The sequence below is a fragment of the Polaromonas sp. P1_E3 genome, from assembly GCF_056405935.1.
Map to the genome: position 1 here is coordinate 1 of NZ_JBFUBD010000031.1, position 24,887 is coordinate 24,887.

22 protein-coding genes are annotated in these 24,887 nt (G+C 62.7%); 6 read left to right on the plus strand and 16 right to left on the minus strand.

Going from position 1 to position 24,887, the window contains the following annotated elements:
- The 4 genes from AC1D0Z_RS07125 to AC1D0Z_RS07140 form a co-directional block, all read right to left on the minus strand.
- A partial coding sequence (locus AC1D0Z_RS07125) for an NAD(P)-binding domain-containing protein (protein ID WP_477657566.1) occupies positions 1-101 on the minus strand: 101 nt, incomplete at its 3' end.
- Between the two features lie 69 nt (positions 102-170).
- Positions 171-1,529 carry an NAD(P)H-dependent oxidoreductase gene (locus AC1D0Z_RS07130; RefSeq protein WP_477657545.1) on the minus strand — a complete coding sequence of 453 codons (1,359 nt, stop codon included), beginning with the start codon at positions 1,527-1,529 and terminating at the stop codon, positions 171-173.
- Between the two features lie 159 nt (positions 1,530-1,688).
- Positions 1,689-2,570: a phytanoyl-CoA dioxygenase family protein gene (locus tag AC1D0Z_RS07135; protein WP_477657546.1), complete on the minus strand. Its 882-nt coding sequence runs from the start codon at positions 2,568-2,570 to the stop codon at positions 1,689-1,691.
- Between the two features lie 45 nt (positions 2,571-2,615).
- Positions 2,616-3,302 (minus strand): GntR family transcriptional regulator, encoded by a 687-nt coding sequence (locus AC1D0Z_RS07140; protein ID WP_477657547.1) that lies wholly within the window; start codon positions 3,300-3,302, stop codon positions 2,616-2,618.
- A gap of 140 nt (positions 3,303-3,442) precedes the next feature.
- Between AC1D0Z_RS07140 and AC1D0Z_RS07145 the strand changes: the two genes are divergently transcribed.
- Positions 3,443-4,333, plus strand: a complete 891-nt coding sequence (locus AC1D0Z_RS07145; RefSeq protein WP_477657548.1) for an alpha/beta hydrolase — start codon at positions 3,443-3,445, stop codon at positions 4,331-4,333.
- Between the two features lie 8 nt (positions 4,334-4,341).
- Here the strand turns inward: AC1D0Z_RS07145 and AC1D0Z_RS07150 are convergent, their stop codons facing one another.
- The 4 genes from AC1D0Z_RS07150 to AC1D0Z_RS07165 all read right to left on the minus strand — a co-directional run bounded on the left by AC1D0Z_RS07150 (position 4,342) and on the right by AC1D0Z_RS07165 (position 9,866).
- Positions 4,342-4,731, minus strand: coding sequence for a tautomerase family protein (locus AC1D0Z_RS07150; protein ID WP_477657549.1), 390 nt, complete (start codon positions 4,729-4,731; stop codon positions 4,342-4,344).
- A gap of 74 nt (positions 4,732-4,805) precedes the next feature.
- Complete coding sequence (locus tag AC1D0Z_RS07155) at positions 4,806-5,783, minus strand: GMP reductase (RefSeq protein WP_477657550.1); 978 nt, start codon at positions 5,781-5,783, stop codon at positions 4,806-4,808.
- A 217-nt stretch (positions 5,784-6,000) separates the two neighbouring features.
- Entirely contained in the window at positions 6,001-9,063 is a 3,063-nt protein-coding gene (locus AC1D0Z_RS07160; protein ID WP_477657551.1) for a VIT domain-containing protein, read from the minus strand.
- Positions 9,064-9,140: 77 nt separating this feature from the next.
- Positions 9,141-9,866: a hypothetical protein gene (locus AC1D0Z_RS07165; RefSeq protein WP_477657552.1), complete on the minus strand. Its 726-nt coding sequence runs from the start codon at positions 9,864-9,866 to the stop codon at positions 9,141-9,143.
- A 232-nt stretch (positions 9,867-10,098) separates the two neighbouring features.
- Between AC1D0Z_RS07165 and AC1D0Z_RS07170 the strand changes: the two genes are divergently transcribed.
- The 3 genes from AC1D0Z_RS07170 to AC1D0Z_RS07180 all read left to right on the plus strand — a co-directional run bounded on the left by AC1D0Z_RS07170 (position 10,099) and on the right by AC1D0Z_RS07180 (position 14,590).
- Positions 10,099-11,454, plus strand: a complete 1,356-nt coding sequence (locus AC1D0Z_RS07170) for an NAD(P)/FAD-dependent oxidoreductase (RefSeq protein WP_477657553.1) — start codon at positions 10,099-10,101, stop codon at positions 11,452-11,454.
- Positions 11,455-11,707: 253 nt separating this feature from the next.
- Positions 11,708-14,140, plus strand: a complete 2,433-nt coding sequence (locus AC1D0Z_RS07175; RefSeq protein ID WP_477657554.1) for a UvrD-helicase domain-containing protein — start codon at positions 11,708-11,710, stop codon at positions 14,138-14,140.
- A gap of 54 nt (positions 14,141-14,194) precedes the next feature.
- The gene (locus AC1D0Z_RS07180) at positions 14,195-14,590 is read left to right on the plus strand and encodes a hypothetical protein (protein ID WP_477657555.1); all 396 of its coding nucleotides are present in this window, start codon (positions 14,195-14,197) and stop codon (positions 14,588-14,590) included.
- Here the strand turns inward: AC1D0Z_RS07180 and AC1D0Z_RS07185 are convergent.
- Complete coding sequence (locus AC1D0Z_RS07185) at positions 14,583-15,740, minus strand: ABC transporter substrate-binding protein (RefSeq protein ID WP_477657556.1); 1,158 nt, start codon at positions 15,738-15,740, stop codon at positions 14,583-14,585. The two genes, AC1D0Z_RS07180 and AC1D0Z_RS07185, sit on opposite strands and share 8 nt — an antisense overlap.
- A 186-nt stretch (positions 15,741-15,926) precedes the next feature.
- Here AC1D0Z_RS07185 and AC1D0Z_RS07190 point away from each other — a divergent pair, with 186 nt between their 5' ends.
- The gene (locus tag AC1D0Z_RS07190) at positions 15,927-16,760 is read left to right on the plus strand and encodes an IclR family transcriptional regulator (RefSeq protein WP_477657557.1); all 834 of its coding nucleotides are present in this window, start codon (positions 15,927-15,929) and stop codon (positions 16,758-16,760) included.
- A gap of 21 nt (positions 16,761-16,781) precedes the next feature.
- Here the strand turns inward: AC1D0Z_RS07190 and AC1D0Z_RS07195 are convergent, their stop codons facing one another.
- From AC1D0Z_RS07195 to AC1D0Z_RS07210, 4 genes are all read right to left on the minus strand, one after another.
- Entirely contained in the window at positions 16,782-17,501 is a 720-nt protein-coding gene (locus AC1D0Z_RS07195; protein WP_477657558.1) for a FecR family protein, read from the minus strand.
- Positions 17,498-18,340: a BPSS1780 family membrane protein gene (locus AC1D0Z_RS07200; RefSeq protein WP_477657559.1), complete on the minus strand. Its 843-nt coding sequence runs from the start codon at positions 18,338-18,340 to the stop codon at positions 17,498-17,500. Before AC1D0Z_RS07200 ends, AC1D0Z_RS07195 begins: the two co-directional genes overlap by 4 nt.
- Positions 18,341-18,482: 142 nt before the next feature.
- A complete protein-coding gene (locus tag AC1D0Z_RS07205) occupies positions 18,483-19,433 on the minus strand; it encodes a homoserine kinase (RefSeq protein ID WP_477657560.1) in 951 nt (316 codons plus the stop codon).
- Positions 19,434-19,481: 48 nt separating this feature from the next.
- Complete coding sequence (locus tag AC1D0Z_RS07210; RefSeq protein WP_477657561.1) at positions 19,482-19,829, minus strand: hypothetical protein; 348 nt, start codon at positions 19,827-19,829, stop codon at positions 19,482-19,484.
- Between the two features lie 152 nt (positions 19,830-19,981).
- Between AC1D0Z_RS07210 and polA the strand changes: the two genes are divergently transcribed.
- Complete coding sequence (gene polA / locus AC1D0Z_RS07215) at positions 19,982-22,813, plus strand: DNA polymerase I (protein ID WP_477657562.1); 2,832 nt, start codon at positions 19,982-19,984, stop codon at positions 22,811-22,813.
- Here the strand turns inward: polA and AC1D0Z_RS07220 are convergent, their stop codons facing one another.
- From AC1D0Z_RS07220 to AC1D0Z_RS07230, 3 genes are read right to left on the minus strand one after another with little or no spacing between them, the layout of a single operon-like run.
- A complete protein-coding gene (locus AC1D0Z_RS07220) occupies positions 22,814-23,767 on the minus strand; it encodes an SAM-dependent methyltransferase (protein WP_477657563.1) in 954 nt (317 codons plus the stop codon).
- 26 nt (positions 23,768-23,793) lie between these two features.
- Complete coding sequence (locus tag AC1D0Z_RS07225; protein WP_477657564.1) at positions 23,794-24,216, minus strand: hypothetical protein; 423 nt, start codon at positions 24,214-24,216, stop codon at positions 23,794-23,796.
- Positions 24,217-24,266: 50 nt separating this feature from the next.
- Positions 24,267-24,779 (minus strand): thiol-disulfide oxidoreductase DCC family protein, encoded by a 513-nt coding sequence (locus AC1D0Z_RS07230; RefSeq protein WP_477657565.1) that lies wholly within the window; start codon positions 24,777-24,779, stop codon positions 24,267-24,269.
- Positions 24,780-24,887 lie beyond the last annotated feature (108 nt).

Consider the following 24,887-nt stretch of genomic DNA (forward strand, 5'->3'; position numbering starts at 1 on the left):
GTGTAGCCCGCTTCGCACAGGCGTCTGGCCATGGGCAGGCCCATGATGCCCATGCCTAAAAACGCGATACGGGGCAGGGGCGTGTCACTTGTGATGGTCAATTCATGTCCTCGGAATGGCGTTGAACCATCATGAAGGAACCGGTGGGGAGAAGGCTGTCAGGCAGCTTTCTAGGCGGCTTTTTTCAGCGCCGGCGCAAACATGCTTTCCATCTCCTGGCGCACTTTCCAGGCGTGGGTCGATGTGTCCATCGCCACATCGGCCCAGCTCAGGCTCTGGCCTTTTTTGACCGCGCGCACGACCTTCACGTTGTGCGCCAGGCCCAGCGGCAGCCCGCCCATCTTCAGGGAGGTGTCTGCCGGCAGCAGCTTGCCCCAGACGGTGTAGCCGCCTTCGCCGTCCAGCATATCGCCGGGCTGCAGGTCGCGTTTGGCCGTGGCCACCACGTCGGCGTTCCAGCAAGTCGCTACGCCGGTGGGTTCACCGCGCAGCGCCACACTGGCCACCGACACGCCGACTTCCAGCCCGATCAGGTGCCAGCGCTTGTACAAGGTGAAGTAGCGCCCGCTCGGGTCGGTGTGGGCGTTGTATTCCTCAAAGCAGTTCTTGATGTAGTCGGTCTCGGCCTCGACGGTGACCCACACGCCCATGCGGATGTCGTACGGGATCTTCCGGCCGTTGGCCTCGAGTGACGAGATCACTTCCACCATGCCCTTGCGTTCGAGTACCCCGCCTTCGCTGATGGGCCGTGTCACGTAGGGAATGTCTTCGACGCTGGCCGGCGGGTAGAGCAGGCCGTTGCTCGGTACTGTGAGGCCGGTGGCATTGGCCACGGCGGTGGATTCAATCGAGGGCTTGGAGCCGTCGAGAAAGCTGTTGAACATCTTGGGGTTGAGCCCGCCACGCGCGGCCTGTTCGGGCGTGAGGCCGTAGTTGCCCCACACCGTCTCGGGTGTTGATTCGCAAAAATGCGGCAGCCATTTGTGGCCACGGCCCGCCGCCACCACCGGAAAGCCGCAGGTGCGCGCCCAGTCCACCAGGTCGCAGATCAACGCCGGCTGGTCGCCGAAAGCCAGCGAATAAACCACGCCAGCCTCGGCAGCCTTGCGCGCCAGCAGCGGCCCGCAAAAGGCGTCTGCTTCTACCGTCACATTGACCACATGCTTGCCGTGCGCGAAGGCTTTCAGGCAATGGTCCACCGCCGCGATCGGGTTGCCGGTGCATTCCACAATGATGTCGATCTGCGGATGCGTGACGACCGCCTGCCAGTCGTCGGTGATCCAGGTTGCTCCTGTTTTGATAGCTGCTTGCGCTGATTCAGCTTGCGTTGCGGCCGGATTCCACCCCACACGAGCAAGGTTGGCGCGTGCCGCCTCAGGCGACAGGTCGGCAATCGCCACCAGGTGCACACCCGGCGTTCGCGGCACTTGCGCCAGGTACATGGAGCCGAATTTTCCGGCGCCTATGAGGCCGATGCGCACCGGCTTGCCTTCGGCAGCGCGTTGCTGGAGTTTTGTGTAGAGGTTCATGGGTGCTTCCGTAAATTCATTTTTCGGGCGAATTGCGTCGTTGCGCGGTGCTCGCAATCCTCATGTACCGGAAGTACATTCCGGTTGCTGTGCTCCGGGCGCCTCGCACTTCATCCCGAAATTCTGAATTTCCGGAAGCACCCAAAGTCAGCATTTCGTTTAGGCCGCCTTGCGTTCAGGCGCGATTTCTTCCATCGACGTTTGCAGCGCGCTCGCCGGTATGCCGTCTTTCCAAGGCAAGTCCACCGGATAGTCTTTCAACAGGCAGTCGTCGGGCAGGCATTCGATCGGCGTGAAATCGCGGTGCGCGATGTATTCGGGCCGTTTGTGGCGCCGGATGTGGTTGCTCACCGCGCACAAGCTCAGGTACACGCTGACGCGGTTGAAGGGCGAAAGGTTGCTGCCCGAGGCATGCACCAGGCAGGAGTGAAAGAGGATCATCGAGCCGGCCGGGCCTTTGGGGCTGACGATGCCGCCTTGCTTTCCACCGGCGCGCTGCACCAGCTGGCGAATCAGGTCGTTGTCCACCGTCCAGAGCGGGTAGCTGGTGGTCGTCAGGTCGTGCTTCGCATCGATCACGCCTTTCTTGTGGCTGCCGGGGATGAACATCAGAGGGCCGTTGTGCTCGGTCACGTCGTCCATGAAGATGGCCACGTTCATCGCGCGCTCGGTTGGCATCATGTCGTCGTTGAGCCAGGTGCCGTAGTCCTGGTGCCACTGCCAGACGTCGCCTTCAAAAGCCATCTTGCCGTTGATCTTGAACTGGTGCATGTAGAGCTTTTCGCCCAGCAGGTCTTCCACAGGCTCGATCATGCGCGGGTGCCGCGCGAGCCGTGCAAAGGGTTCGCTGTACATGTGCGCGGCGAAGTTGGTGCGTACCGCGTCCTTGCCTTTTTCGCGCACGTTGTAGTCTTCGCGCCGGCTGTAGAGCTCGGGCACGGCTTCGTTGAGGGTGCGGGTTTCTTCCGGTGTGAAAAGGCCGGGGAAAAACAAATAGCCGTCGCGGTCGAATTGCGCGAGTTGTTCGGGCGTCAGTCTCATGGCATGTCTCCAGGGGGGGTGTTCGGTGGGCCGGTTCGGGCCAATTCAATTTGCTTTGGATTCCGCAGGGCGGCCAAGTGCGCTGGACAGCAGCTCTGCAAGGTTTTGGCCAGCTTCTTCGCCATGCTCGCGGATCAGTGTTTCGGCACGGTCTGCGTTGCCGGCGGCGATGGCCTCGGCAATGGCTTCGTGCTCATCCCAGATTGATTCGCGCATGGTAGAGACTTGCAGCACGGCACCCATGGCGCGGCGGATGTGGTGCCAGTGCAGTTGCGCGCTCTGGGCGATCAGCGGGTTGCCCGAGGCGGCGTAAATGGCGGCGTGAAACTGCGCGTCAGCGGCCATCATGGCCTTGACGTCATGGCCGCGCGCAGCTTTGCGGCCCTGGCGGATCAGTTGGGGATCAAGTTGAGAACGGCTTTGCGCAGCCAGCCGGGCGGCGAGTGCATCTAGCGCGCTGCGCACCTGGTAGATCTGCACCAGCTCGCCTACATCCAGCGGCGCGACCAGCACGCCGCGTCCCGGCGCATCCAGCACAAAGCCGTCTTTCTTCAAAAGGCGCAAAGCCTGCAGCACCGGTTGCCGCGACACCGCCAGCTGCTCGGCTATGTCTTCCTGTGTAATGCGCGCCCCCGGGGCCAGCGAACCATCGCTGATGGCGTCCAGCAAATTGCGGTAGACCTGGTCGACGAGATCGGGGGTAGATTCGATTTTGATCAACTGCTGTGGCATACGGACACTCTGTATACAGAATACATTGATGCTGTCGGCGGGAGATGCGGGTTTACCCGTGAGTGAATGCGCCCGGCCGGGCTGTGCCAAGATGGCACCCCCATGAAGCCGCTTTGACACTTTTTCAGGAGAGAAGAACAATGACCCAGCCCGATCCCGCCTGGCTTGACCGCATGTACAACAACCGGGCATTGGTGCCGGACCACGGGGTGTATTTCGAGCGCTGGGCAGACAGCTCGCAGGCCGTCCGCAAGCGCGTGCCCTGCCAGCTCGACATTCCCTATGGCAACCATGCGGGCGAAATGCTGGACGTGTTTCCGGCGGGGGATTTCGCGACCCATCGCGGCGCTACCGGCGAGCGCGGTGCGCCGGTTCTGGTGTTCATTCACGGCGGCTACTGGCGCTCCCTGGACAAGGCCGACCATTCTTTTGTGGCGCCGCCCTTTACCCAGGCAGGCGCCTGTGTGGTGGTGCCGAACTATGCGTTGTGCCCCGCGGTGACCATTCCCCGGATCACCCTGCAGATGGTCGCGGCGCTGGCCTGGACCTGGCGCCACATTGCCCGCTACGGCGGAGACCCCTCCCGCATCACGGTGGTGGGCCATTCAGCCGGTGGTCACCTGGCCGCCATGCTGATGGCGTGCGACTGGCAGGCTTATGCCCGTGACCTGCCCGCGGACCTGCTGAAAAATGCCTTGTCGATTTCCGGCCTGTATGACCTGGAGCCCATGCGCCACACGCCTTTCCTGAAGGATTCGCTGAAGCTCACGCCTGAACAGGTGCTTAAGGCCAGCCCGGCCCTGCTGCCGGCGCCGGGCCGCGGCACCTTGTACAGCGTGGCGGGTGCGGACGAAAGCGCGGAGTTCCTGCGCCAGAACGTGTTGATCCAGCAAGCCTGGGGCGCCGGGGTGGTGCCGGTCTGTGAGTCCCATCTCGGGCGCAACCATTTCAGCATCCTGGAGGCGCTGACGGAGCCGTCCCACCGCCTGCACCAGCTTGCATTGCAACTGTTGGCGGGCAGCAGGCCCTAGCTACCCGCCTAGATATCAACGTCGTACTCCAGCGCCACGTCGGATGCCGGCTTGCCGCCCCGTATGGCCCAGTTCTCCCGCGGCGCTTCACGCAGCAGCACTTTTACGTGGTCTGCCGGAATGCCGCACAGGCCGAGCTTCTGCACGATGGCCTGGTACAGGGCGCGTTTTGTTTCCAGGGATCGCCCAACGAAACAGTCGATCGTCACCAGCGTGTAGCGGTCGCCTTTGTCCGGCGGTGCACGAAAGCGCTGCGGCTCATGCACAACCAGCCGGACGGAGGTTGTCCAGAGCGGTACCTTCAGCGCAGAGGTCAACGCCTCCTGGACAGCGTCCATGAGGGCGGTTTCTTCTTCGCCGGAACAGGGCCGGCGTACTTCAATTGCTGCGGTGGGCAAGGGGCGTGGGTCTCTTCAGGAACAAGGCCTATTGTCGCCGGGGCCGGGCCCACTACTATTTGTTACCGCCGGGCCTACATCAGCAGGTGTTCACCCGCGTTGTCGCCGCCCAGGGTGACATAGTTGACCTTGCGAATGTCCAGCAGCTTCGTGCCGCCGGCATAACTGATGGAGCTCTGGATGTCTTCTTCCATCTCGCGCAAGGTGTCGGCCAGCGTGCCTTTGACGGGCTCCAGGATGCGCTTGCCTTCGACGTGCTTGTACTCGCCCTTGTTGAAGTCCGAAGCGCTGCCGTAGTATTCCTTGAAGAGCTTGCCGTCCACTTCGACGGTCTTGCCCGGGCTTTCCTCCAGGCCGGCCAGCATGGAGCCGATCATCACCATGGTCGCGCCAAAGCGCACCGACTTGGCAATGTCGCCGTGCTCGCGGATGCCACCGTCGGCAATGATGGGTTTGGTCGCCACGCGGGCACACCACTTGAGGGCCGACAACTGCCAGCCGCCGGTGCCGAAACCGGTTTTCATTTTGGTGATGCAGACTTTGCCGGGGCCGATGCCGACCTTGGTCGCGTCGGCGCCCCAGTTTTCCAGGTCGATCACCGCTTCGGGCGTGCCTACGTTGCCGGCGATCACGAAGGACGCCGGCAGCTTCTGCTTGAGGTAGCCGATCATCTTCTGCACCGTGTCGGCATGGCCGTGCGCGATGTCAATGGTGATGTAGTCGGGCACGAGGCCTTCGGCCGCCAGGCGGTCTACGGTGTCGTAGTCGGGCTTTTTCACGCCCAGCGAGATCGAGGCATAAGCGCCGCGCGCTTTCATGTCTTTCACGAACTGCACGTTGTCCAGGTCGAATCGGTGCATCACGTAGAAGTAGCCGTTCTTCGCCATCCAGGCGCAGATGTCCTCGTTGATCACCGTCTTCATGTTGGCCGGCACCACCGGGATGCGAAAGCTGCGCCCGCCCAGCGTGGCGCTGGCGTCGCATTCGGAACGGCTTTCCACGCGGCATTTGCGCGGCAGCAGCAGGATGTTGTCGTAGTCGAAGATTTCCATGATTCCCAAGCCTTAGAAAAAACTGTTGAAGAARCAGAAGGCGCTTGGACTGGACCGGCTTTGTTGTGCACGTTTGCGTGGGGGCAAGGCAGAAACAAAAAACCGGGCGCAATTGCTTGGGCCCGGTGATTGATTCTATGCGCTTGCCATGCAGGTCGCCCCCTGCAAAGCGGTATAGCCTTTATATGCATCCGGGCATCTTGCTGCCCGGGGAAAGTCAGCGTACATCGACATCGGCTACGCGAATGGTCTCCCGGCCGCTTGCCAGGCGCAGGGTTGTCCACTCATCACGCGCCTGCGGCGTGCCGAAACCGGTGGTGATGCGCACCATCACGGTGGTCCCGGCTGACAGCACCTGCTGGCGGTGGCCGTAGAACTGCGCCTCCACGCTGTACTTGCCGGTTTTAGCGGTTTTCAGTGAAAACTCCTCAGGTCCGTAGCCGCCCGTGGCGTCGGGGCTCATCGCGCCGCCCTGGCGGGTCAGCCTGTTGGCATAGCTGGCCCTTTCGCCGTTGGGGTCGCTCACCCACATGTCGATGTCTGTGTCGTCGCTGTCCCAGGCCATCACCACACGCAGGGCCAGCGGCAGGTTGCGGCGCAGGCGCGTGTCGACGCGGCTCATGTCCAGCGGCACCATGTCGGTGGTTTTGCCAGCCAGCGTGGCCTGGGCGGCAATCGCATTCAGCTCGGCCAGGGCGATCATGTTGACACCGGCGAAGCGGCCATTCCAGGGGCGTGACACCACTTCCCACAGGGCATTGACGGCWCGCTGTGGCTCGCCGTTGTCAGCCAGCGCCAGGCCCAGGTCGCGCCATGACTGCGGCTCGTTGGGCGCGAGTTCACTGACGCGTTCGAACACCGGTATGGCCAAGTCGTTGCGTTTTGCCTGCACCAGGCGGTAGGCGTAGAGGCGCAGCAGCTGGCGGTTTTCGAGATTCATTTCGGCGAGGTTCGAGAGCACGCGCAAGCCCAGCTCCGRCAGGCTGCGCTCAAAGAACACGCCGGCTGCGTCCATGTAGAAGGAGCTGCTGCTCAGGTAGGTGGCACGCTCGTCCAGGTAGATGCGGTAGAGCTCGGCCTTGCTGGCATTCTGCAGGCGCTTCATGTAGGGCGCGTCGGGCACCCAGCCTTGCAGCGCGATGGTGGGGGAAGGTGCTACGGTGGAGGCAGCTTTTGCCTGGCGGTTTTCTGACTCGGCCATGCGCGTAGCCTGCGCGGCGGGGGCAGGCGGGGCAGCTGCCGCGGCGACCGGGGCGACCTGCAGGGGTGCGGCCATCGGAGCACCTTGAACAAATCCCTGGTCCTTGCGGGCCATGAGGTCGGCCTCGGCCTGCCCACGCACCCGCGCAGCTCCGCCCATAGCAACTGCCGCACCTATGGCGCCGTGCACCTCTGCCTTGGGCTCAATCCGTTTGAGTGCGTCTTTGGGAAAGTCCTTGTCCCACCACCGCTGCTTGCTGTCGAACTGTTTCACCATTGCCTCGATGTGCGCTTGCCGCGTCTGTGTGGCCTGTGCCATCAGTTGCTCGCTGATCCGCGCCACTTCATTGGCCAGTTCGGGCGGCGCCGGGAGTTTATAGGTCGCATAGTCGGCGGCCAGCTCCAGGACGATCAGCGAGCTGTTGGGCCCCACGACACCGTGCGTTGCCGCGATGCGCTGAAGTTCTGCGCTGTGCAGGCCGGCGTTTTCTGCCAGCTCGGCGCTGCGCCACTGGGCCCACTGCTGGCCGGGCCAATGGCCGCTGACCGGTTTGGCGGCAACCTGCAGCGCCAGCGTACGTTTGCGGCCGTCCGGATGCACCAGCGTGATGTCGACGCGGGCAGCGCTGTCCAGCAACTCGCCTGCCACCGAGATGCGGCCCTGGCTGATCCGCGTTGTCGGCGTCACGAGTTGCCGCGCGGACAGGCTGTCCAGCCGCTCAATACGCCAGCCGTGCATCAGCATGGCCTGCGCGCCCTCGTCGGGCGACTGCAGCGCGGCGTCGACCAGCGCACCGCCGGTGCGGTCGGCCAGCCTGGCCAGCCGCGCCATGTCGGCAGAAGCCGCGCCGTTGATCACCATCACCGGTGCTGTGTGGGTGTAGCGGACGAGTTTTTTACCGTCCGTCATCAGGCCGTCGGTCACCATCAGGGTGGTGTCCACGTCGGCAGGAATCGGCAGGTCGTCAAAATTGCTGGAGCCGTCGAAAGGTTCAGCGCGCAACGCATCGGCCAGTTCACCGAAGTGACCCGGCGCGACGGTGAAGCTGCGTACAGTCTCGGCCTTGTTGCGCACCACGAGCAGGCTGAGCTTGACGGGCTTGCCCAGCTTGCGGAAGTAGGCCTCCAGCACAGGCAGYACGCGGGCCTGCGCGGCGGCCGAAGCCGATGCATCCCACACGAGTGCGATATGTGCAGGGGCGGGCCGCTTCACCAGCTCGTCGCGCACGTCGAGTTGCCCGGCAAAGAACGGCTTGCCGGCGGATTCACCGACCATGACCTGCGGCTTGCCGGTGCGGCGCAGCGACAGCTGCAGCCAGCCCGCAGGGCCCTGGGGTGCCTGCCAGTGGTTTTTTTGCAGGGTCAGTTCCGTGCCGGTGGCGCTGGCGTTCAGCTCGGTGCCGTCAGGCGCCTGCAGCAGTTGAACATCCTGGGTGGCGGCGCCGTGGGCGCGCACCTTCACCTGCAACTGGCCCACACTTGACGCGAACATCAACGGCACCCTCAGTACACCGGCGTCGCGCTGGCGCGGCAGGGTTTCGTTGAACGTGATGAGCACGCGCCGCTCCCCCTGGGCGGGGATGGGATAAACGCGCAGCTTGTACTGGTTGCCGGCAGCGGCTTCCAGCAGGCCCGGGTCCACGCGTCGGCGGCGTATGTCCTCAAAGATCTCCTGTCCTTTGGCCTTGGGTACGGGCACCGCGTCACGCAATTGGCCGTTGATATCCAGCGCAAAGCCGGTCACGACCTGGCCCTCCTGCAGCGGGAACTGCAGCTCGCCTTCGAGCACGCGTGGGTTAGGGTTGAAAAGGCGCAGCTCAACGCTGGTGCGGGCCTGGTCGCCGAAAATGTCGACTTCGATGGAAGCGGCCCGCAGCTGGATGGGCTGGCCCGCATGGTTCACGGCGATGACCGGCGGCCGCCAGTCGGGCGGCGGCGCGAATTTTCCGTTGGGAAAAGGCTGCGGCATCGGGCTCAGTGCCAGCGCCTGCAGGCTGAAGCAGGCTGCGGCGGTGGCCTGAAGGAGGCGGGCGGCAGTCAGCCGGGTGAACCCGCGAAAGACGTGAAAGCCGTTTGGCATGAAAACCCCTTTGTTGTTGGCGATGCACCGTTAAACGGTGGGCGCGGCACAAAGGGGTTAAATGGCCTCAAATATTTTCAAGGTGCGCAGCGCGACTGGGCTGCGGCCACCATTTCGCCTTTTTCGTTTTCCACCCAGCCCACCACGCGCATCCGGTCCGGGTTGGCGCCTTCCGCAATGCTCATGGAGCGTGCATCAAAGAACCTGTTTTGCTCTGTTTTTGATAGCTGCTTGCGCCCGTCCCAGTTGGTCTGGAGCACGTTTCGAATTAAATTTCGCTCTACCGGGGAACCTTCGGAGCCGGACGGCAGCGTTTCCACCAGCGCGAGCCAGGCTGTCCATTGACGGCCCTTTGCTGCGGCCGGGATGGGCTTGAGCTCGATGGAAGTGCCCAGGTAGCCGCTCAGCGGCAGGCCATGCGCGACACGCAAGGTGGCACCCTTGATAGCTTTGACGGGCGAGGTGTTGGCAAGGCTCTGCGCGGGGACGGCCTGGCGCAGCGCCTCCAACCGTTGCAACCCTTCGCGCGCTGCGACGGCGGAGAGCGGTGCGTCGCTGCCCTTGTCGCCCGGAACCACCCAATCCAGTGCAACCTGGCCGGCCGCAGCTTGCGGAGTGGCCGGGTCGGCCCAGCAGGTGTCGCAGTTGGCGTTGATAAAACGCTCAAGCAGCATCACCGGCCGGCCCTGGCCCTCGCTGGAGCAGAACGATTGCGCGCGCGCCATGCCGGCAAACCCCGCCCCCGCTGCCAAAACGCAGGCGGCCAGCCAGACAGGCCCTGACCGGGCCAAACCTTGAGTCATGAAAACCCCCAAATAGGGCTATGTTCGCAGAAGCCGGAGGGCGGGCGTGAATGAAGGTTTTTCGTCCGCAGGCCGGCGCGTAGCCTGCGGGGGGGCCGCGGGAAACTGATCCCTACAATTTTGGGGGCGCAAAGTTGTGTACACGGCGCGAGCGGTGGTACCCTGCGCGCAGCCTTCACCACTGCGGCGGCATACCCCGGCGCGCCATTGCAAGAAAACCCATGCCTGTCCTATGAACGAAATTCCCGCTTCCACCGCTACACCTGCTTCCTCCTGCGACGTCCTTGTCGTGGGCGGTGGCCCTGCAGGCTCCACCATTGCCGCACTGCTGGCGGCCCAGGGGCGCGACGTGGTGCTGCTCGAGAAAGCGCACCACCCGCGGTTCCACATCGGTGAATCGCTGCTGCCGGCCAATGTGGAGCTTTTCGAACGCCTGGGCGTGCGCGACCAGGTTGACCGCATTGGCATGCCCAAATGGGGTATTGAGTTTGTTTCGCCCGAACACGCGCACTGCAGCTACATCGAATTCGCCGACGCCTGGGACAAATCGATGCCTTCGGCCTGGCAGGTGCGGCGCTCGGAGCTGGATGAACTGCTGTTTCGCAACGCGGCGACGCGTGGGGCAACAACGCTCGAAGGCTGCACCGTGCGCGATGTCGTTTTTGATGCGGAAGGCGCCACTGTCCAGGCGGAGCTGGATGACGGCGCGAAGCGCAGCTGGCGGGCCCGCTTTGTGGTGGATGCCTCCGGCCGCGACACGCTGCTGGCGAACAAGCTGCGCTCCAAAGCCAAGAGCAAAGAGCACAACAGCACGGCGCTGTTTGGCCATTTCACGAATGTCGAGCGGCTGCAGGGCAAGCGCGAAGGCAACATCAGCATCTGCTGGTTCCCCCACGGCTGGTTCTGGTTCATTCCGCTCGCCGACGGCACCACCAGCGTCGGCGCGGTGTGCTGGCCGTATTACCTGAAGTCGCGCGAAAAGCCCTTGCGTGAGTTCTTCATGGACACCATTGCCCTGGCACCGGAGCTCAAGCGGCGCCTTGCCAATGCCACACTGGTCGACGATGCAGTGCACGCCACCGGCAATTTTTCGTATAGCAGCACCCACGCCACCGGCGACCGCTACCTGATGCTGGGCGATGCGTTTACCTTCATCGACCCGATGTTCTCGTCAGGCGTTTACCTCGCGATGCACAGCGCTTTTGACGGCGCCGAGCTGGTGGCGACGGCGCTTGACCAGCCGGCCGACCTGCCCGCTGTGCGCAAAAGCTTCGAAGCCATGATGCGAAAGGGCCCCAGGGAGTATTCCTGGTTCATCTACCGCGTGACCAACCCGACCATCCGGCACATGTTCATGCACCCGGCCAATCCGCTGCGCGTCAAGGAAGCCCTGCTGTCGCTGCTGGCGGGCGACATTTTCGGCAAGACGCCTTTCTGGGGCCGGCTGCGGATGTTCAAGGCGATCTATTACGGTATTTCGCTGGCGAATTTCCGCCGTACCTGGGACGGCTGGAAGCGCCACCGCATGGCCATCCGCGATGTGGGAGCGCTCAAGGGCGAGACCATCCTGAAGGCCGACGCGAGTTAGAGCCCCCACGGTCGCTCACTGCGTGTAGCCCCGAGGCCTTGCAGGCCGCGGCTCGCKAGAMGCTTCGCCTCTGTCGCCTGTCCAAAGCTGCTCAAGCAGCTTTGGAGCCGCAGGCTCCAGCCCCTCGGGGGCGCTGCGCCTGCGGGCTGGCAAAGCCAGACCCGCGGCCCCGGCTGGTGAAGAGAAATCCGCCTCGGGCGTACGGGAGTATCCCGGCACCGTGCCGGTGCCGGTGATCTTTCTACAATGGGGGATGTCCCCAGAAGTCCCCAGCTCCCCTCTCCTGCAAAACCTCAATCCGGAGCAACTCGCAGCGGTCACGCTACCCAACACGCATGCGCTGATCCTGGCAGGCGCCGGCTCCGGCAAGACCCGGGTGCTGACCACACGCATCGCATGGCTGCTGCAAACCGGCCAGGTCTCGCCTGGCGGCATTCTGGCGGTGACGTTCACCAACAAGGCCGCCAAGGAAATGATGGCGCGCCTGTCGGCCATGCTGCCGGTGAATGTGCGCGGCATGTGGATAGGCACCTTCCACGGTTTGTGCAACCGGTTTTTGCGCGCGCACTACAAGCTGACCAACCTGCCGCAAAGCTTCCAGATCCTCGATACGCAGGACCAGCTCTCGGCCATCAAGCGCCTGTGCAAGCAATTCAACGTGGACGACGAGCGTTTTCCGCCCAAGCAGCTGATGTGGTTCATCGCCGGCAACAAGGAGGACGGCCTGCGCGCCAAGGATGTACAGGTGCGCGATGAGGAAGGCCGCAAGAAGGTTGAAATTTATGCGCTGTACGAAGAGCAGTGCCAGCGCGAAGGCGTGGTGGATTTCGGCGAGCTCATGCTGCGCAGCTACGAACTGCTTCGTGACAACGCGCCGGTGCGTGAGCATTACCAGCGGCGCTTTCGCCATATCCTGATCGACGAATTTCAGGACACCAACAAGCTGCAGTACGCCTGGATCAAGATGTTGGCGGGGCAGGGCCCGGATGCGATCCAGGGCGTGAATGCGATGCCGGGTGGTTCGGTGGTGGCTGTGGGCGACGATGACCAGAGCATCTATGCTTTTCGCGGCGCGCGCGTGGGCAACATGGCCGACTTTGTGCGTGAGTTCGAGGTCAAGCACCAGATCAAGCTGGAGCGCAACTACCGCAGCTTCGGCAATATTCTTGATTCAGCCAATGAGCTGATCAGCCACAACAGCAAGCGCCTGGGCAAAAACCTGCGCACCGAAGCGGGTCCGGGCGAGCCGGTGCGTGTCTATGAATCGACCAGTGATTTTGCCGAGGCCCAGTGGTTTGTCGACGAGGTCAAGCAGCTGGTCCGCGACGGCACCGAGCGCAAGGAGATCGCGCTGCTGTACCGCAGCAACGCGCAAAGCCGGGTGATGGAAACCGCCCTCTTCAATGCCGGGATCCCCTACCGTGTTTATGGCGGCCTGCGATTTTTCGAGCGCGCTGAAATCAAGCATGCACTCGCTTACCTGCGCCTGCTCGAAAACCCACACGACGACACCAGCTTCATGCGCGTTGTCAATTTTCCGCCGCGCGGGATCGGCGCGCGCAGCATTGAGCAGTTGCAGGACATTTCGCGCGCGGCCGGCTGTTCGCTGTACGACGGCGTGAGCGCTGTGCCCGGCAAGGCTGGTGCGAACCTCGGTGCCTTTGCCGCCAAGATCCAGGTGCTGAGCGAGCAGACCACGGGGTTGACGTTGCGCGAGATCATTGAACTGGTGCTGCAGCACAGCGGGCTCGAAGAGCACTACAAGACCGAAAAAGAAGGCCAGGACCGGCTGGAGAATCTGGCCGAACTGGTCAATGCTGCCGAGTCTTTTGTGAGCCAGGAAGGCTTTGGCCGTGACGCGGTGGCGCTGCCGGTCGACGAGCTGGGTGGGCGGCTCACGCAGTCGCCGGCCAGCCAGGGGCTGGATGCGTCGGCGCCGCTCGTCAGTGAGCCTTTGCCTGAAGCCCTGGTGCCCGACACCGAGACCGGTGAAACGCTGTCGCCACTGGCGGCCTTCCTGACCCACGCCGCGCTGGAGTCGGGCGACAACCAGGCCCAGGCCGGGCAGGATGCGGTGCAGCTCATGACGGTGCACTCGTCCAAAGGGCTGGAGTTTGACTGCGTGTTCATCACCGGCCTGGAAGACGGCATCTTTCCGCACGAGAACTCCATGAGCGATCGCGACGGCCTGGAGGAAGAGCGCCGCCTGATGTATGTGGCGATCACGCGTGCGCGCAAACGGCTGTACCTCAGCCATTCGCAAACCCGCATGCTGCACGGCCAGACGCGCTACAACCTCAAGAGCCGGTTTTTTGACGAACTTCCGGAAGCTGCGCTCAAGTGGATCACCCCGAAGAACCCCGGTTTTGCCTCCGGCATGGGCTCTGGTGCATGGTCTGGTGCTAGCAATTCAGGAGCTGGTGGCGCACGCGGGGATTGGGCCAGCAGCGTTTTTTCCTCCAAAACCGGCGGTTCGGAACGTTTTGCCAACCCCCCCGTGCCGCCGCAGAAAAATGCACCGTCGCACGGGCTGAAGAGCGGCATGGAAGTGTTCCATGCCAAGTTTGGCGAAGGAAAAGTGCTGATGCTCGAGGGCAGCGGCGACGATGCGCGCGCGCAGATCAACTTCACGCGGCACGGTGTGAAGTGGCTGGCCCTGAGCGTGGCCAAGCTGACGGTGGTGTAGCAGCCGCGCCGTTTGAGGCGGGCGTTTTATTGGGTTCAACCTGGCGGGAAAATAATGACAGAGACAAACACCGAGACCGGTATTGATCCCGGGAAAAGCGCTGAAGGCGACGAAAGCCCATCGGCGATTTATGTTCCGCACCAGGAGTTCCGCACCGGCCTGCCGCACGGCCGGTTTCGGGTTATCGTGAATCCGGAGCGTGCACAAAAATACGTCAAGCACCGGCTCTTTGTGGTCGGCATTTCCTTGCCCCTCCTGGGCATCGGTGTGGTGCTTTCCATGTACGGCTACCTGTGGGTGGGTCTGCCGATGGTTGTCGCCGGCGTGTTGATGCACAGGGTGATCAAGGCGCATGCCCCGAAAATCCTGCTGCACCTTGCACTGAACGACGCCAGGACCTACGAGGAAGCGATGGAATACGAGATCCTGGAAGTGCGCCGCGCTACTTGAGCAGCCTGCCGTCGCGGCCGATCACGGTCACTTCGACAAACTTCGAGCCGACGCGGTTGTCGGGCGAAAAGCTTATCTTGAAACCCCCTGTGTCGTAGCTGTTCATCTTCTCCAGCTGGGTGATGATTTTCTGGCGTGTTGGATCGGCGCCGCTGCGGCGCATGGCTTCCACAAGAATTTTGGCCGCAATGAAGGATTCCATGCTGGCATAAGAGACCACCTTGTCCGGCTGGTATTTGGCCATCAGGGTCTGGAACTCGCGGGCCACCGGCGCCAGGGTGGAATAAGGGTAGGGCATGACCTGGGAAATGCCGATGCCGCGCGCGTTGTCTTCCCCGGCATTTTTCAGCAGTTCCTTGAAATTCACCACCGAGATGCTGAACAGGCGAGCCTTGCTGCCCTGCGCCCGCATTTTCTTGACGAACGCTGCGGAGGCGCGGTTGACCGAAACCATGATGATGGCGTCCGCATTGGCCGGAGTGATAGCCGCCACCGCTGCGTCAACTTCTTCGGGCTTGGTGCGGTCGTAATTGCCCGTGGCCACGGCTGTCATGCCCAGTTTTTTCAGCGCGCTTTCCGCACCGGCCAGGCCGCTTTTGCCGAACGGGTCGTCCTGGTACATCACCGCGAAGCGGCGCAGGCCGATGGTGTGGAGGTGCTCCACCATGCGGGCGGTTTCGTCGGCGTAGCTGGCACGGATGTGGAAAATCAGGGGGTTCACGGGGTCGCGCAACTCCTGGGCACCCGTGTAGGGCGCCAGCAAGGCGATACCCGCCTCCTCAAGCACCTTGTTCTTGTTCAGGGCCAGCACGTTGCCGGTTCCGACAAAACCGAACAGGGCCAAAGGTTTTTCCTCTGCCAGCAACTGGCGCGTCAGGGCCAGGGTCTGGTCGGGCTTGTAGCTGTCATCCTTGAGGACGACGCGGATCTTGCGGCCGTAAATGCCACCGTTGTCGTTGACGTAGGCGAAATACGCAGCGCCGCCGGCCACATATTCGTTACCGGTTCCCGCGATGGTTCCCGTCAGCGGCGCCACTTGCCCGATCACCAGGTCTTCACGTCCCGGCGCAGCCTGCCCGCAGAGGGCCACTGACAGCAGGGCGGCGAAGGCCAGGACTTTCGCCATGGGATGAATTTTTTTTGTTTCCATCGGTTTCTCCCTTTTAGTTAAGATTACTTATTTGTTCTGCATTGCAGAACCATTCCGTTCTCGGTTATGGAGATTTTGAAACATTAGGATACATTTTTGCTAATGGATTTCCCTCGGGTCATAGGGCTGGAAGTAGCCGAAGTGACACAATCCCCGAACTTTTTATTCCGCATTGCAGAACTCGTCATGTCTCAATCTCCTGTTTCCAGCAGAGCGGCTTCCGAAACGGTCGGCGCCCATCCGAAGGAAGACCGGCACTTTGTGACGGCATTGGCACGTGGCCTGGATGTGCTCAGTGCTTTTCGCTCCCGGGACCGCGTTCTGGGCAACCAGGAACTGGCACGCCGCTGCGGTTTGCCCAAGTCAACGATTTCGCGTTTGACCTACACGCTCACCAGGCAGGGCTACCTGGAGCATGCGCAGGACGCCAGTGGTCGCGCGGGTTATCGCCTGGGGAGTGGGGTGCTGGCACTTGGCAGCGCCATGCTGGCGCGCATGGACATGCGGCAGCTCGCCAGGCCGCTGATGCAGGATCTCGCGGACAGTTCGCAGGCCATGGTGTCGCTGGGCATACGCGACCGCCTGAGCATGATTTACGTGGAGAACTGCCGCAGCGAATCAGCACTCACGCTCAGCCTGGACGTCGGTTCGCGCATCCCGCTGGCCAGCACGGCGATGGGCCGAGCCTATCTGTGCGGCTGTTCAGACAGCGAGCGTGACGCCCTGCTGGAGCGTATCCGGATCCAGGACGGGAAAGCATGGCCTAAAACCCGCGAGGCGATGGCGCAGGCGATGGCGCATTACCGCAAGCACGGCTGCTGCACGTCTTTTGGTGATTGGCAGAAGGAAGTTAACGCTATTGCTGCTGCATTCCGGCCTGCGGGCGGACGCCCCGTCATGGTGGTGAGCTGCGGCGGCCCGGGGTTCAATCTTTCACCGCAATTCCTGATGACGCAGGTGCAGCCACAGCTCGTGGCACTGGTCAGGCGGCTGCAGGACGCATCCGGTGATGCCTTGTAGGCCGCGCCGGCATGGCCGGGATCAGTAGGTGATTTTCCCGCTGCCGTCCTTGATGCCTTTTTTGCCGGCAACCTGCCAGGCCGTCCGCTGATTGACCAGGCCGGCGAGAAATTCCAGCTCCTCGTCGGTGTGGTTGATTGCATTGGCAGGGGTTAACCGCCGGCCTTCCCTCGGTGCCGCTTCGCCCCAGAATGCCTGGTGGTAACTTGCCTGCGACACGGTCTTTTCCCCGTTTGATTCCATGTCGACGGTGCCATAGCAGTTGCAGAAGTAGCTGCGGTTTCCCTGGTTGGCGAAGACCTCGGCGTAAACGCCCGTGCCGCGTATGCCTGCCGTCAATGTGGGCAGCACAATGGCGCGGTTGCTGCCTTTGCCCCAGACGCTGACCACGGCGCCGGTGAGCAGGCGCAGCAGGCTCACGGTATTGAGCGAGTTGCCTCGCTCGACCTTCATCATCGAGTTCTCGCGCAACTGGAATGCCGAGTTGCCGATGACAAACATCAGGTTGGAACCCGGGCCGGTCTGGATCTGGTCGCCAGTGAGAATGGTTTGCCCGGTCTGCAGCCGGTTACCGTTGAGCAGGGCATCGCCCCGGAGTTCGACGATGTTGCTTCGCTGCTGGGCCAAGGCGGCCGGCAGTCCCCCCATTGCTACCCAGGCCGCGGCTGCCTTGAGCGTGTCACGCCGCTGAAACCACAAAATCTCCTGTTCAGTACGGCCTTGCAACTGGTGCTGGGTCATGAAGAATCTCCTGGGGTGGCGGGGTCGTTGTGGGTGTTTTTCGGTTTATCGGCGCCGTCCGGCGAATCACCGGGTAGCGTGGCCACGAAGCTATCACGAAACGTGAAGTAAATCGAGGTGGAAAACATGGCTGCGATGAGCAATACGAGTGGCGTCAACGCCGCAGTCATGAATTCAACACTGCCTGTCAGCATGGCAAGCAAACTCAGCACTGTGCTCATGCCCAGGGTTACGCCGAACCATCCCAGCAGGAACATCAGGAAGGCTCCTGCATTGCGAACGCAGGCCACAACGCTGAAAAAGAGGCTTTTGACCGGAGAAATCCCGTGCCAGTGAACGAGGGCCGGAGCGTGCCAGAACAGCGCCAGCACGGGAAAGGAAAGCAAGGCCCTCACGGACATGACTTTCACGGCGGCCAACTGGTATTCCGGGGTCATCATGGCCTCCGGTCCCGCACCGGCCGGCAGTGGGGGCGGCGCATCCACCAGCAAAGGCACCAGCACCATGATCAGAAGGCCGGCTGCCGCATACAGTCCCCCCAGGACCAGCATGGCGCGCATGCGCTGGCGGCCGGCGCGAAATGCGCTGACCAGCACAGTAGGCATGGGAAATTTTCCCTTCAGGGCTTCCTGGGTGGCGACCATCAGGCCCAGCGTGGCAGCCGGCACGATCATCAGCGCGAGGATCAGGCCCAGCACCGGCAGGAAGGACAGCAGCGTTCCCACTGCCATATACAGAAAAAACAGGCCCGACATGGCCAGCGGCTGCTGCATGAATGTTTTGATGCCCAGCCTGACCCAGGTCATGCCGGTGCTTGCGGGAACAATGTTGAGCTTCATGGTCTTCAGCGGGAAAATGGGCCGGGCAAGGCCGGGCGGTTGCAAGAGGGGCAGTTTGCCTGAAAGCTGCGGCGTGTGGCGCTGGCTGTCGGGCAGGCCTTGTCCGAAGGGCAGTCAAGGCCGTGAATGGCTAACGTGGAGGCTACAGAACAAACGGATGCGTGAGCCGCTCACGCAGGACACGCTCGAAGTGGCTGGGGTCGTGCGGCTTGAGCACTGCGGCTTCGCGCGGCAAATGCAGGTCCCACAGCCGCGAGAGCCAAAAACGCAAGGCTCCGGCGCGCTGCATGGCCGGCAGAAGGCTGCGCTCCTGTGCCGTCAGGCGCCGCACGTTTTCGTAGGCTTTCATGAAGGCTGCTGAACGGGCTTCGTCCTGTGCTCCGGTTTCAAGGTCTATGCACCAGTCATTGAGGCACACGCCGATGTCAAACAGGAAGGTGTCACAACCGGCGAAGTAAAAATCAAAAAAACCGGTGAGCCGGCCGTTTTCGAACATCACGTTGTCGCGAAAGAGGTCGGCATGTATGGCGCCGCGCGGCAGACTGCCAAAGGCGGACGAGGCCGCCACATGGTTCTGGTAGGCCAGCTCGCCCAGAATGAGGCTGCGTTGCCCCGGCGTCATGAAGGGCAGCACGACTGGAACGGTCTCGTTCCACCATGCCAGGCCCCGCAGGTTGGGCTGGCGCCGCGGGTATTCGAGGCCGGCCAGGTGCATGCGTGCCAGTGTCTCCCCGACACCTGCGCAGTGGCCGGCCGTAGGTGCCAGTTCACTGTGTCCGCGCAACTTGTTGACGACAGAGGCCGGCTTGTCTTTCAGGCGGTGAAGAATGTTGCCTTTGGGGTCCGCAGCCGGATCGGGTACCGGAATGCCGTGCGCCGCCAGGTGCTTCATCAGGTGAAGGTAAAACGGCAGTTGCTCGAATGTCAGGCGCTCGAACAGCGTCAGCACGTACTGGCCCTGGTCGGTGTCGACAAAATAGTTGGTGTTTTCGATGCCGCCGGCGGCACCCTTGATGTTCTGCAGCTGCCCCAGGTTCAGGGCGTTCAAGAACGCTGCAGCCTCGTCAAACGAGACTTCGGTATAGACGGCCATGCCTGAAACTGGATCCTGGAGTTCTTGGGGACGTAAGGCGGCGAAAAATCAGAACTTCAGGACGTTCCAGACGCGCGAGCCGTTGGTGTCATTGTTGGTCGATGCGGGTGCGGTTCCGCGGGCGCCTTCTGCAGGCTTGACTTCATAAGCCGCGCCACCGACTTTGGGCTGCACCGTGATCTGCTGGGTCTCGCCGCCCACCCGGAGTTCGTCGATCCGGCTGCCCGCGTCTTCGGTGCGAATGCGCTGGATGGCCTTGTCCGGCCGGCCCGCAGGTGCCGGGGCCTCCGCGGTCACGGGCGGGACGGCATTTTGCGCAGGCGCCTGAGCCATGGCCGCAGCCAGCGGCAGCACCGCAAATGCGGCGGCAAGAAGAGGGCGGAAAGCGTGGTTCATGGTTGCATTGTAGGCTGCGGGGCCGGGTCGGCAAGGCCGATATGCCGTAACAGGGGGCCGCGGCTGTAGGTAAAAAGCCCGCCCGGATGCCGGTGTCGGGCGCTATCGGCACCGCAGGCGGTAACGGGCCGATATMCCCGACAATCAGCTTCATGAGTACCGACAAAAAAACACTGCTGCTGGTGGACGGCTCCAGCTACCTGTACCGCGCTTTCCATGCCATGCCCGACCTGCGGGCCAATCCGGGCGATCCGGCCAGCCCGGCGACCGGCGCCATACGCGGCATGATCAACATGATGCAAAAACTGCGCAAGGACGTGCGCGCTGACTTCGCTGCCTGCGTGTTTGATGCCAAAGGACCGACCTTTCGCGACGCGTTGTATCCCGCATACAAGGCCCAGCGCTCGGCGATGCCCGACGACCTGCGCAGCCAGGTCGAGCCTATCCATGAGGTGGTGCGCCTCCTGGGCTGGAAGGTGCTGGACGTTCCGGGCGTCGAAGCCGACGACGTGATTGGAACGCTCGCCTGCATGGCTTCCAGCCAGGGCATTGAAGTCATCATCTCCAGCGGCGACAAGGACTTGAGCCAGCTGGTCGACGAAAACATCACCGTCATCGACACCATGAACGACCGCCGGCGCGACCTGGCCGGGGTCGAGGCCGAATTCGGCGTACCGCCGCGGTTAATGGTCGACTACCAGGCGCTCGTAGGCGATTCCGTCGACAACGTACCCGGCGTGCCCAAGGTCGGTCCCAAGACGGCCGTGAAGTGGCTGCTCGAATACGGCTCGCTGGATGCGCTGGTAGCCCGAGCCGGCGAGATCAAGGGCGTGGTCGGTGAAAACCTGCGCCAGTCACTCGATTGGCTGCCCAAAGGCCGTGAGCTGCTGACCATCAAGAAGGACTGCGAACTGGATGATTACATCGCAGGCCTGCCCGCCCTGGACGAAATCACCATAGGCGGGCAGCAGACCGAAGCCCTGAAAGCCTTTTACGAAAAGTACGGTTTYAAGGGCCTGGTCAAACAGATCGAAATTGAAAGCACGCCGCCTGAGCTGATAGGCGGGCCCGAAGGCCGGCACCAGCCACCGCCCCCCGGCGGTTCAGGCGGCCGTTCGGATTCGCCGGGCCTGTTTGACGAAGCGCCGCTGACCGATACGCCGGCGGCCCAACGCGCCAGCAACCTGAACTACGACACGGTGCTGACCTGGGAGGCATTCGACCGCTGGCTGGCCAAAATCGAAGCGGCAGAACTGGTCGCGCTGGACACAGAAACCACCTCGCTCGACGAAATGCTGGCTGAAATCGTCGGCCTGAGTTTCAGCGTCACGCCCGGCGAAGCGGCATACATACCGCTGACGCACGACTACCCCGGCGCACCCGCGCAACTGCCGCGCGACGAGGTGCTGGCGCGCCTCAAGCCCTGGCTCGAAAACCCGGCCAAACCCAAGCTGGGCCAGCACGTCAAGTATGACCGCCATGTGTTCGCCAACCACGGCATCGAAGTGCAGGGTTATGCGCACGACACCATGCTGCAAAGCTATGTGCTGGAAGTGACCAAGCCCCACGGCCTGGCCAGCCTGGCCGAGCGACATGTGGGCCGCAGCGGCATCAACTACGAAGACCTGTGCGGCAAGGGTGCGCACCAGATCAAGTTCAATCAGGTCGACATCGCCAAGGCCGCCGAATATTCGTGCGAGGACTCCGACCAGACGCTGGATGTGCACCGCGTGCTGTGGCCGCGAATCCAGGCGAATGAGAAACTGCGCTTCATCTATGAGCTGGAAATGCAGAGCAGTGAAACGCTGTACCGCATCGAACGCAACGGCGTGATGATTGACGCGCCCACACTGGCCGCGCAAAGCCATGAGCTGGGCCAGCGCATCATCCAGCTGGAAACCGAGGCCTACGAGATCGCCGGCCAGCCTTTCAACCTGGGCAGCCCCAAACAGCTCGGCGAGATTTTCTTTGACAAGCTGGGTATGCCCGTCATCAAGAAAACCCCCAGCGGCGCGCGCAGCACCGACGAAGAGGTGCTCGAAAAGCTGGCTGAAGACTACCCGCTGCCTGCCAAACTGCTGGAGCACCGCTCGCTGAGCAAGCTAAAAGGTACGTATACCGACAAGCTCGCGCAACTGGCATTGCCCCGCACAGGTCGCGTGCATACCCACTACGCCCAGGCCGTCGCGGTGACGGGGCGGCTTTCAAGCAATGACCCCAACCTGCAGAATATCCCGATACGCACGGTCGAGGGCCGGCGTGTGCGCGAAGCCTTCGTAGCGCCTGCAGGCAGCGTGATCGCCAGCGCCGACTATTCGCAGATCGARCTGCGCATCATGGCCCACCTGAGCGGCGACGAAGCCCTGCTCAGTGCTTTCACCAACGGCCTGGATGTGCATCGTGCCACGGCAGCAGAGGTGTTCGGCGTCGCGCTTGAGCAGGTCAGCAGCGAACAGCGCCGTTATGCCAAGGTCATCAACTTCGGCCTGATCTACGGCATGAGCAGCTTCGGGCTGGCGCGCAACCTCGGTATTGAAACCAAGGCAGCGGCGGCCTATATCGACAAATACTTCCAGCGCTATCCCGGCGTCAAGAACTACATGGACCAGACCGTGGCGTTTGCCCAGGAACACCACTATGTCGAAACCGTATTTGGCCGGCAGCTGTACCTGGCGGAAATCACCGGCGGCAATGGGCCACGCAAGAAGGCCGCGGAAAGGCAGGCCATCAACGCGCCCATGCAGGGCACAGCGGCCGACCTGATCAAGCTCAGCATGAACAAGGTGCAGCAGGTACTTGACGAAGAAAAGCGTGCCACCAAAATGATCATGCAGGTACACGATGAACTGGTGTTCGAAGTGCCCGAAGCCGAAGTCGAGTGGCTGCGTACCGAGATCCCGCGCCTGATGGCCAGCGTGGCCGAACTGAAGGTGCCGCTGCTGGCGGAGATTGGCATTGGGCCTAACTGGGACAAGGCACACTGATCAGGTCGTGTGGTCTCGTGCTGGCACATCGCTGCAAGCTGGTTTGCGCGCCGTGACCATGTAATAGCCAAACCCCGGTAGCCACATGCCAAGCAGGAAGGCTGCGTAGGAAGCCACTATATGGCCGCGGCGCAGCGGCGACAGGCGAAAGCGGGCCCGCCAGAGTTCACGCAAGGCAAAGCGCGTGGCGAACAGCGGTATTTGCAATGCGCTGGGCGCCAGGCGCAGGCTGATGTCCTGGAACCGGATGTCTGTAAACCCCTGGCTCGCGAGTGCAGCGTGCAGAGCCTGTTTTTCGGCCAGTTCATTGACCGCCCAGTGACGGCACCACAGGCGATAGACGTGCTCCATGAATCCCGGCAGGGGCTTGCTGCTGCGCCGCAAGGCATCGGCAATCACCAGTGTGCCGCCGGGCCGCAGCAGGCGTGCGGCTTCCCGTACCAGGGCCCGCTTGTCGGCTCCCGGCGCGTGGCAAGCGCTTTCCAGGGCGTAAACGCCGTCATACGCGCCGGAGCGCAAGCCCGTGTCCACATAATCGGCCAGGTGAAAACGAACCTGGTTGGGCAGGGCGGCGGCCTGGTTGAGCCCGGCTCCCTGGATGATTTGCCGCGCCACCAGTGTGACGGCGTCCACGGTGCTGTGCTTGCGGGTTTTCACGATCGACCTGGCCGTGGCGCCGGCACCGCAGCCGAGATCGGCAAGCAGAACGGCGCCGCTGGATGGCAGTGCCAGCCGGTTCAGCACTTCCAGATTCATGCGTTCGAGYATCGACTCGCGGGCCAGCGGGTTGACCTGMCACGACCAGTAGCCGAAGTGCATGTTCATGCCGGGGCTCCAGGCCCGGTAGTCATCGGCCACGGCGTTGTAATAGGACCGGATGTCCGCCAACCGCGTTTCGCCTTCTTTGGCTTGCGGGGCGATAACGCGGGGCGTGGCAGGTGTTGCGGTGATCATTTTTTTTTCTCCGTTCATGAGCCTCTTCAGACGGGCCAGCCAGCCGTGGAGGATGCATCGGACACAGCCGATTCGGCGGGCCTGRCGATGCGGGAACCTTGCACATGGGTAGCGAGCTCTTTCGCCGCCAGCCATTGCCGCACTTGCATCCACACATTGCGCGAAATGATTGCGACGGTCACAAACACCCCCGCCAGTACCAGCCACAGTGAGCGCCGCACGGTGTCGATGACGCTGCTGCGGTCATTGAACTCGCCGAAGGTCAGCATCAGCAGCAAAGTGCCCGACACCGCCAGCAAGTAGGCGCAGCGTATCCAGAACTCCGCGCCGCCGTCGGCATCGCAAAGCATGCGAAGCACTTTGTAGAGGATGGGCTTGAGGTAGGCGATGGCGATGACCGGGCCGACCAGCGCGATCAGCAGGGAGACAAAAAACAGGTTGGCACTCATGATGGTTTCCTTTCGCTTTCGTTTTGCTCGGAGGGTTTGGTGAGGGGGGCTTAGCGTGAGCAGGTGCCGTTGTCGCAGCGCGCCAGGGCCGAGCGCTCGGCCGCGCGCCGCACAGCGCCTTCAAACAGCAGGCCCACCAGCCGGCGCGGAATGCGGTGGCGGTTGCGCGCCAGCATCGGGTAGGCCCAGTCAGCCACCGGGCCCAGCACCGGCAGGCGCATGGCCGTGCTGGCCCARCCCAGGCCTACTGCCTCATAGGCCAGCCGGAATACATCAACACCCTTCAGAACGCGGCCGTCCGCTGTGCGGGCATGAATCAGGTCCAGCAGGTCCTGCAGGGTGGTTCCCGCCGGAATGTCGGCAAAATCCGGGGCCGACACGTCGCTAAAGCGCAGGTGGCCCGCGGTATTGCGCAGCATCAGGTTGGTCATCTCTGCGTTGCAGAGCGGGCAGGCCGACTCGTAGAAGAGGGTCAACGGGAAAGTCCGCGGATCGGGATTGGCGGCCTTGAAGTCGTCGTAGCGTGTGTTGCCCATGTTGGCAAAGTCTTTGACCACAGTCATTTTCTCTCCTTTATAAATTTCAGTAAAAACAGAAATAGATAATCAAAAAAAAAGCCACTCGGCCTTTCAGAAGGTGGGCGGCAACAACTCCGAAGGATCCATGAGTTT

What these genes read in the sequence shown, in the direction of transcription:
- AC1D0Z_RS07130 (WP_477657545.1), bottom strand. Translation starts at nt 1,529, where the DNA reads ATGAACCTCTACACAAAACTCCAGCAACGCGCTGCCGAAGGCAAGCCG.
- AC1D0Z_RS07135 (WP_477657546.1), bottom strand. Translation starts at nt 2,570, where the DNA reads ATGAGACTGACGCCCGAACAACTCGCGCAATTCGACCGCGACGGCTAT.
- AC1D0Z_RS07140 (WP_477657547.1), bottom strand. Translation starts at nt 3,302, where the DNA reads ATGCCACAGCAGTTGATCAAAATCGAATCTACCCCCGATCTCGTCGAC.
- AC1D0Z_RS07145 (WP_477657548.1), top strand. Translation starts at nt 3,443, where the DNA reads ATGACCCAGCCCGATCCCGCCTGGCTTGACCGCATGTACAACAACCGG.
- AC1D0Z_RS07155 (WP_477657550.1), bottom strand. Translation starts at nt 5,783, where the DNA reads ATGGAAATCTTCGACTACGACAACATCCTGCTGCTGCCGCGCAAATGC.
- AC1D0Z_RS07165 (WP_477657552.1), bottom strand. Translation starts at nt 9,866, where the DNA reads ATGACTCAAGGTTTGGCCCGGTCAGGGCCTGTCTGGCTGGCCGCCTGC.
- AC1D0Z_RS07170 (WP_477657553.1), top strand. Translation starts at nt 10,099, where the DNA reads ATGAACGAAATTCCCGCTTCCACCGCTACACCTGCTTCCTCCTGCGAC.
- AC1D0Z_RS07175 (WP_477657554.1), top strand. Translation starts at nt 11,708, where the DNA reads ATGTCCCCAGAAGTCCCCAGCTCCCCTCTCCTGCAAAACCTCAATCCG.
- AC1D0Z_RS07180 (WP_477657555.1), top strand. Translation starts at nt 14,195, where the DNA reads ATGACAGAGACAAACACCGAGACCGGTATTGATCCCGGGAAAAGCGCT.
- AC1D0Z_RS07185 (WP_477657556.1), bottom strand. Translation starts at nt 15,740, where the DNA reads ATGGAAACAAAAAAAATTCATCCCATGGCGAAAGTCCTGGCCTTCGCC.
- AC1D0Z_RS07190 (WP_477657557.1), top strand. Translation starts at nt 15,927, where the DNA reads ATGTCTCAATCTCCTGTTTCCAGCAGAGCGGCTTCCGAAACGGTCGGC.
- AC1D0Z_RS07195 (WP_477657558.1), bottom strand. Translation starts at nt 17,501, where the DNA reads ATGACCCAGCACCAGTTGCAAGGCCGTACTGAACAGGAGATTTTGTGG.
- AC1D0Z_RS07200 (WP_477657559.1), bottom strand. Translation starts at nt 18,340, where the DNA reads ATGAAGCTCAACATTGTTCCCGCAAGCACCGGCATGACCTGGGTCAGG.
- AC1D0Z_RS07205 (WP_477657560.1), bottom strand. Translation starts at nt 19,433, where the DNA reads ATGGCCGTCTATACCGAAGTCTCGTTTGACGAGGCTGCAGCGTTCTTG.
- AC1D0Z_RS07210 (WP_477657561.1), bottom strand. Translation starts at nt 19,829, where the DNA reads ATGAACCACGCTTTCCGCCCTCTTCTTGCCGCCGCATTTGCGGTGCTG.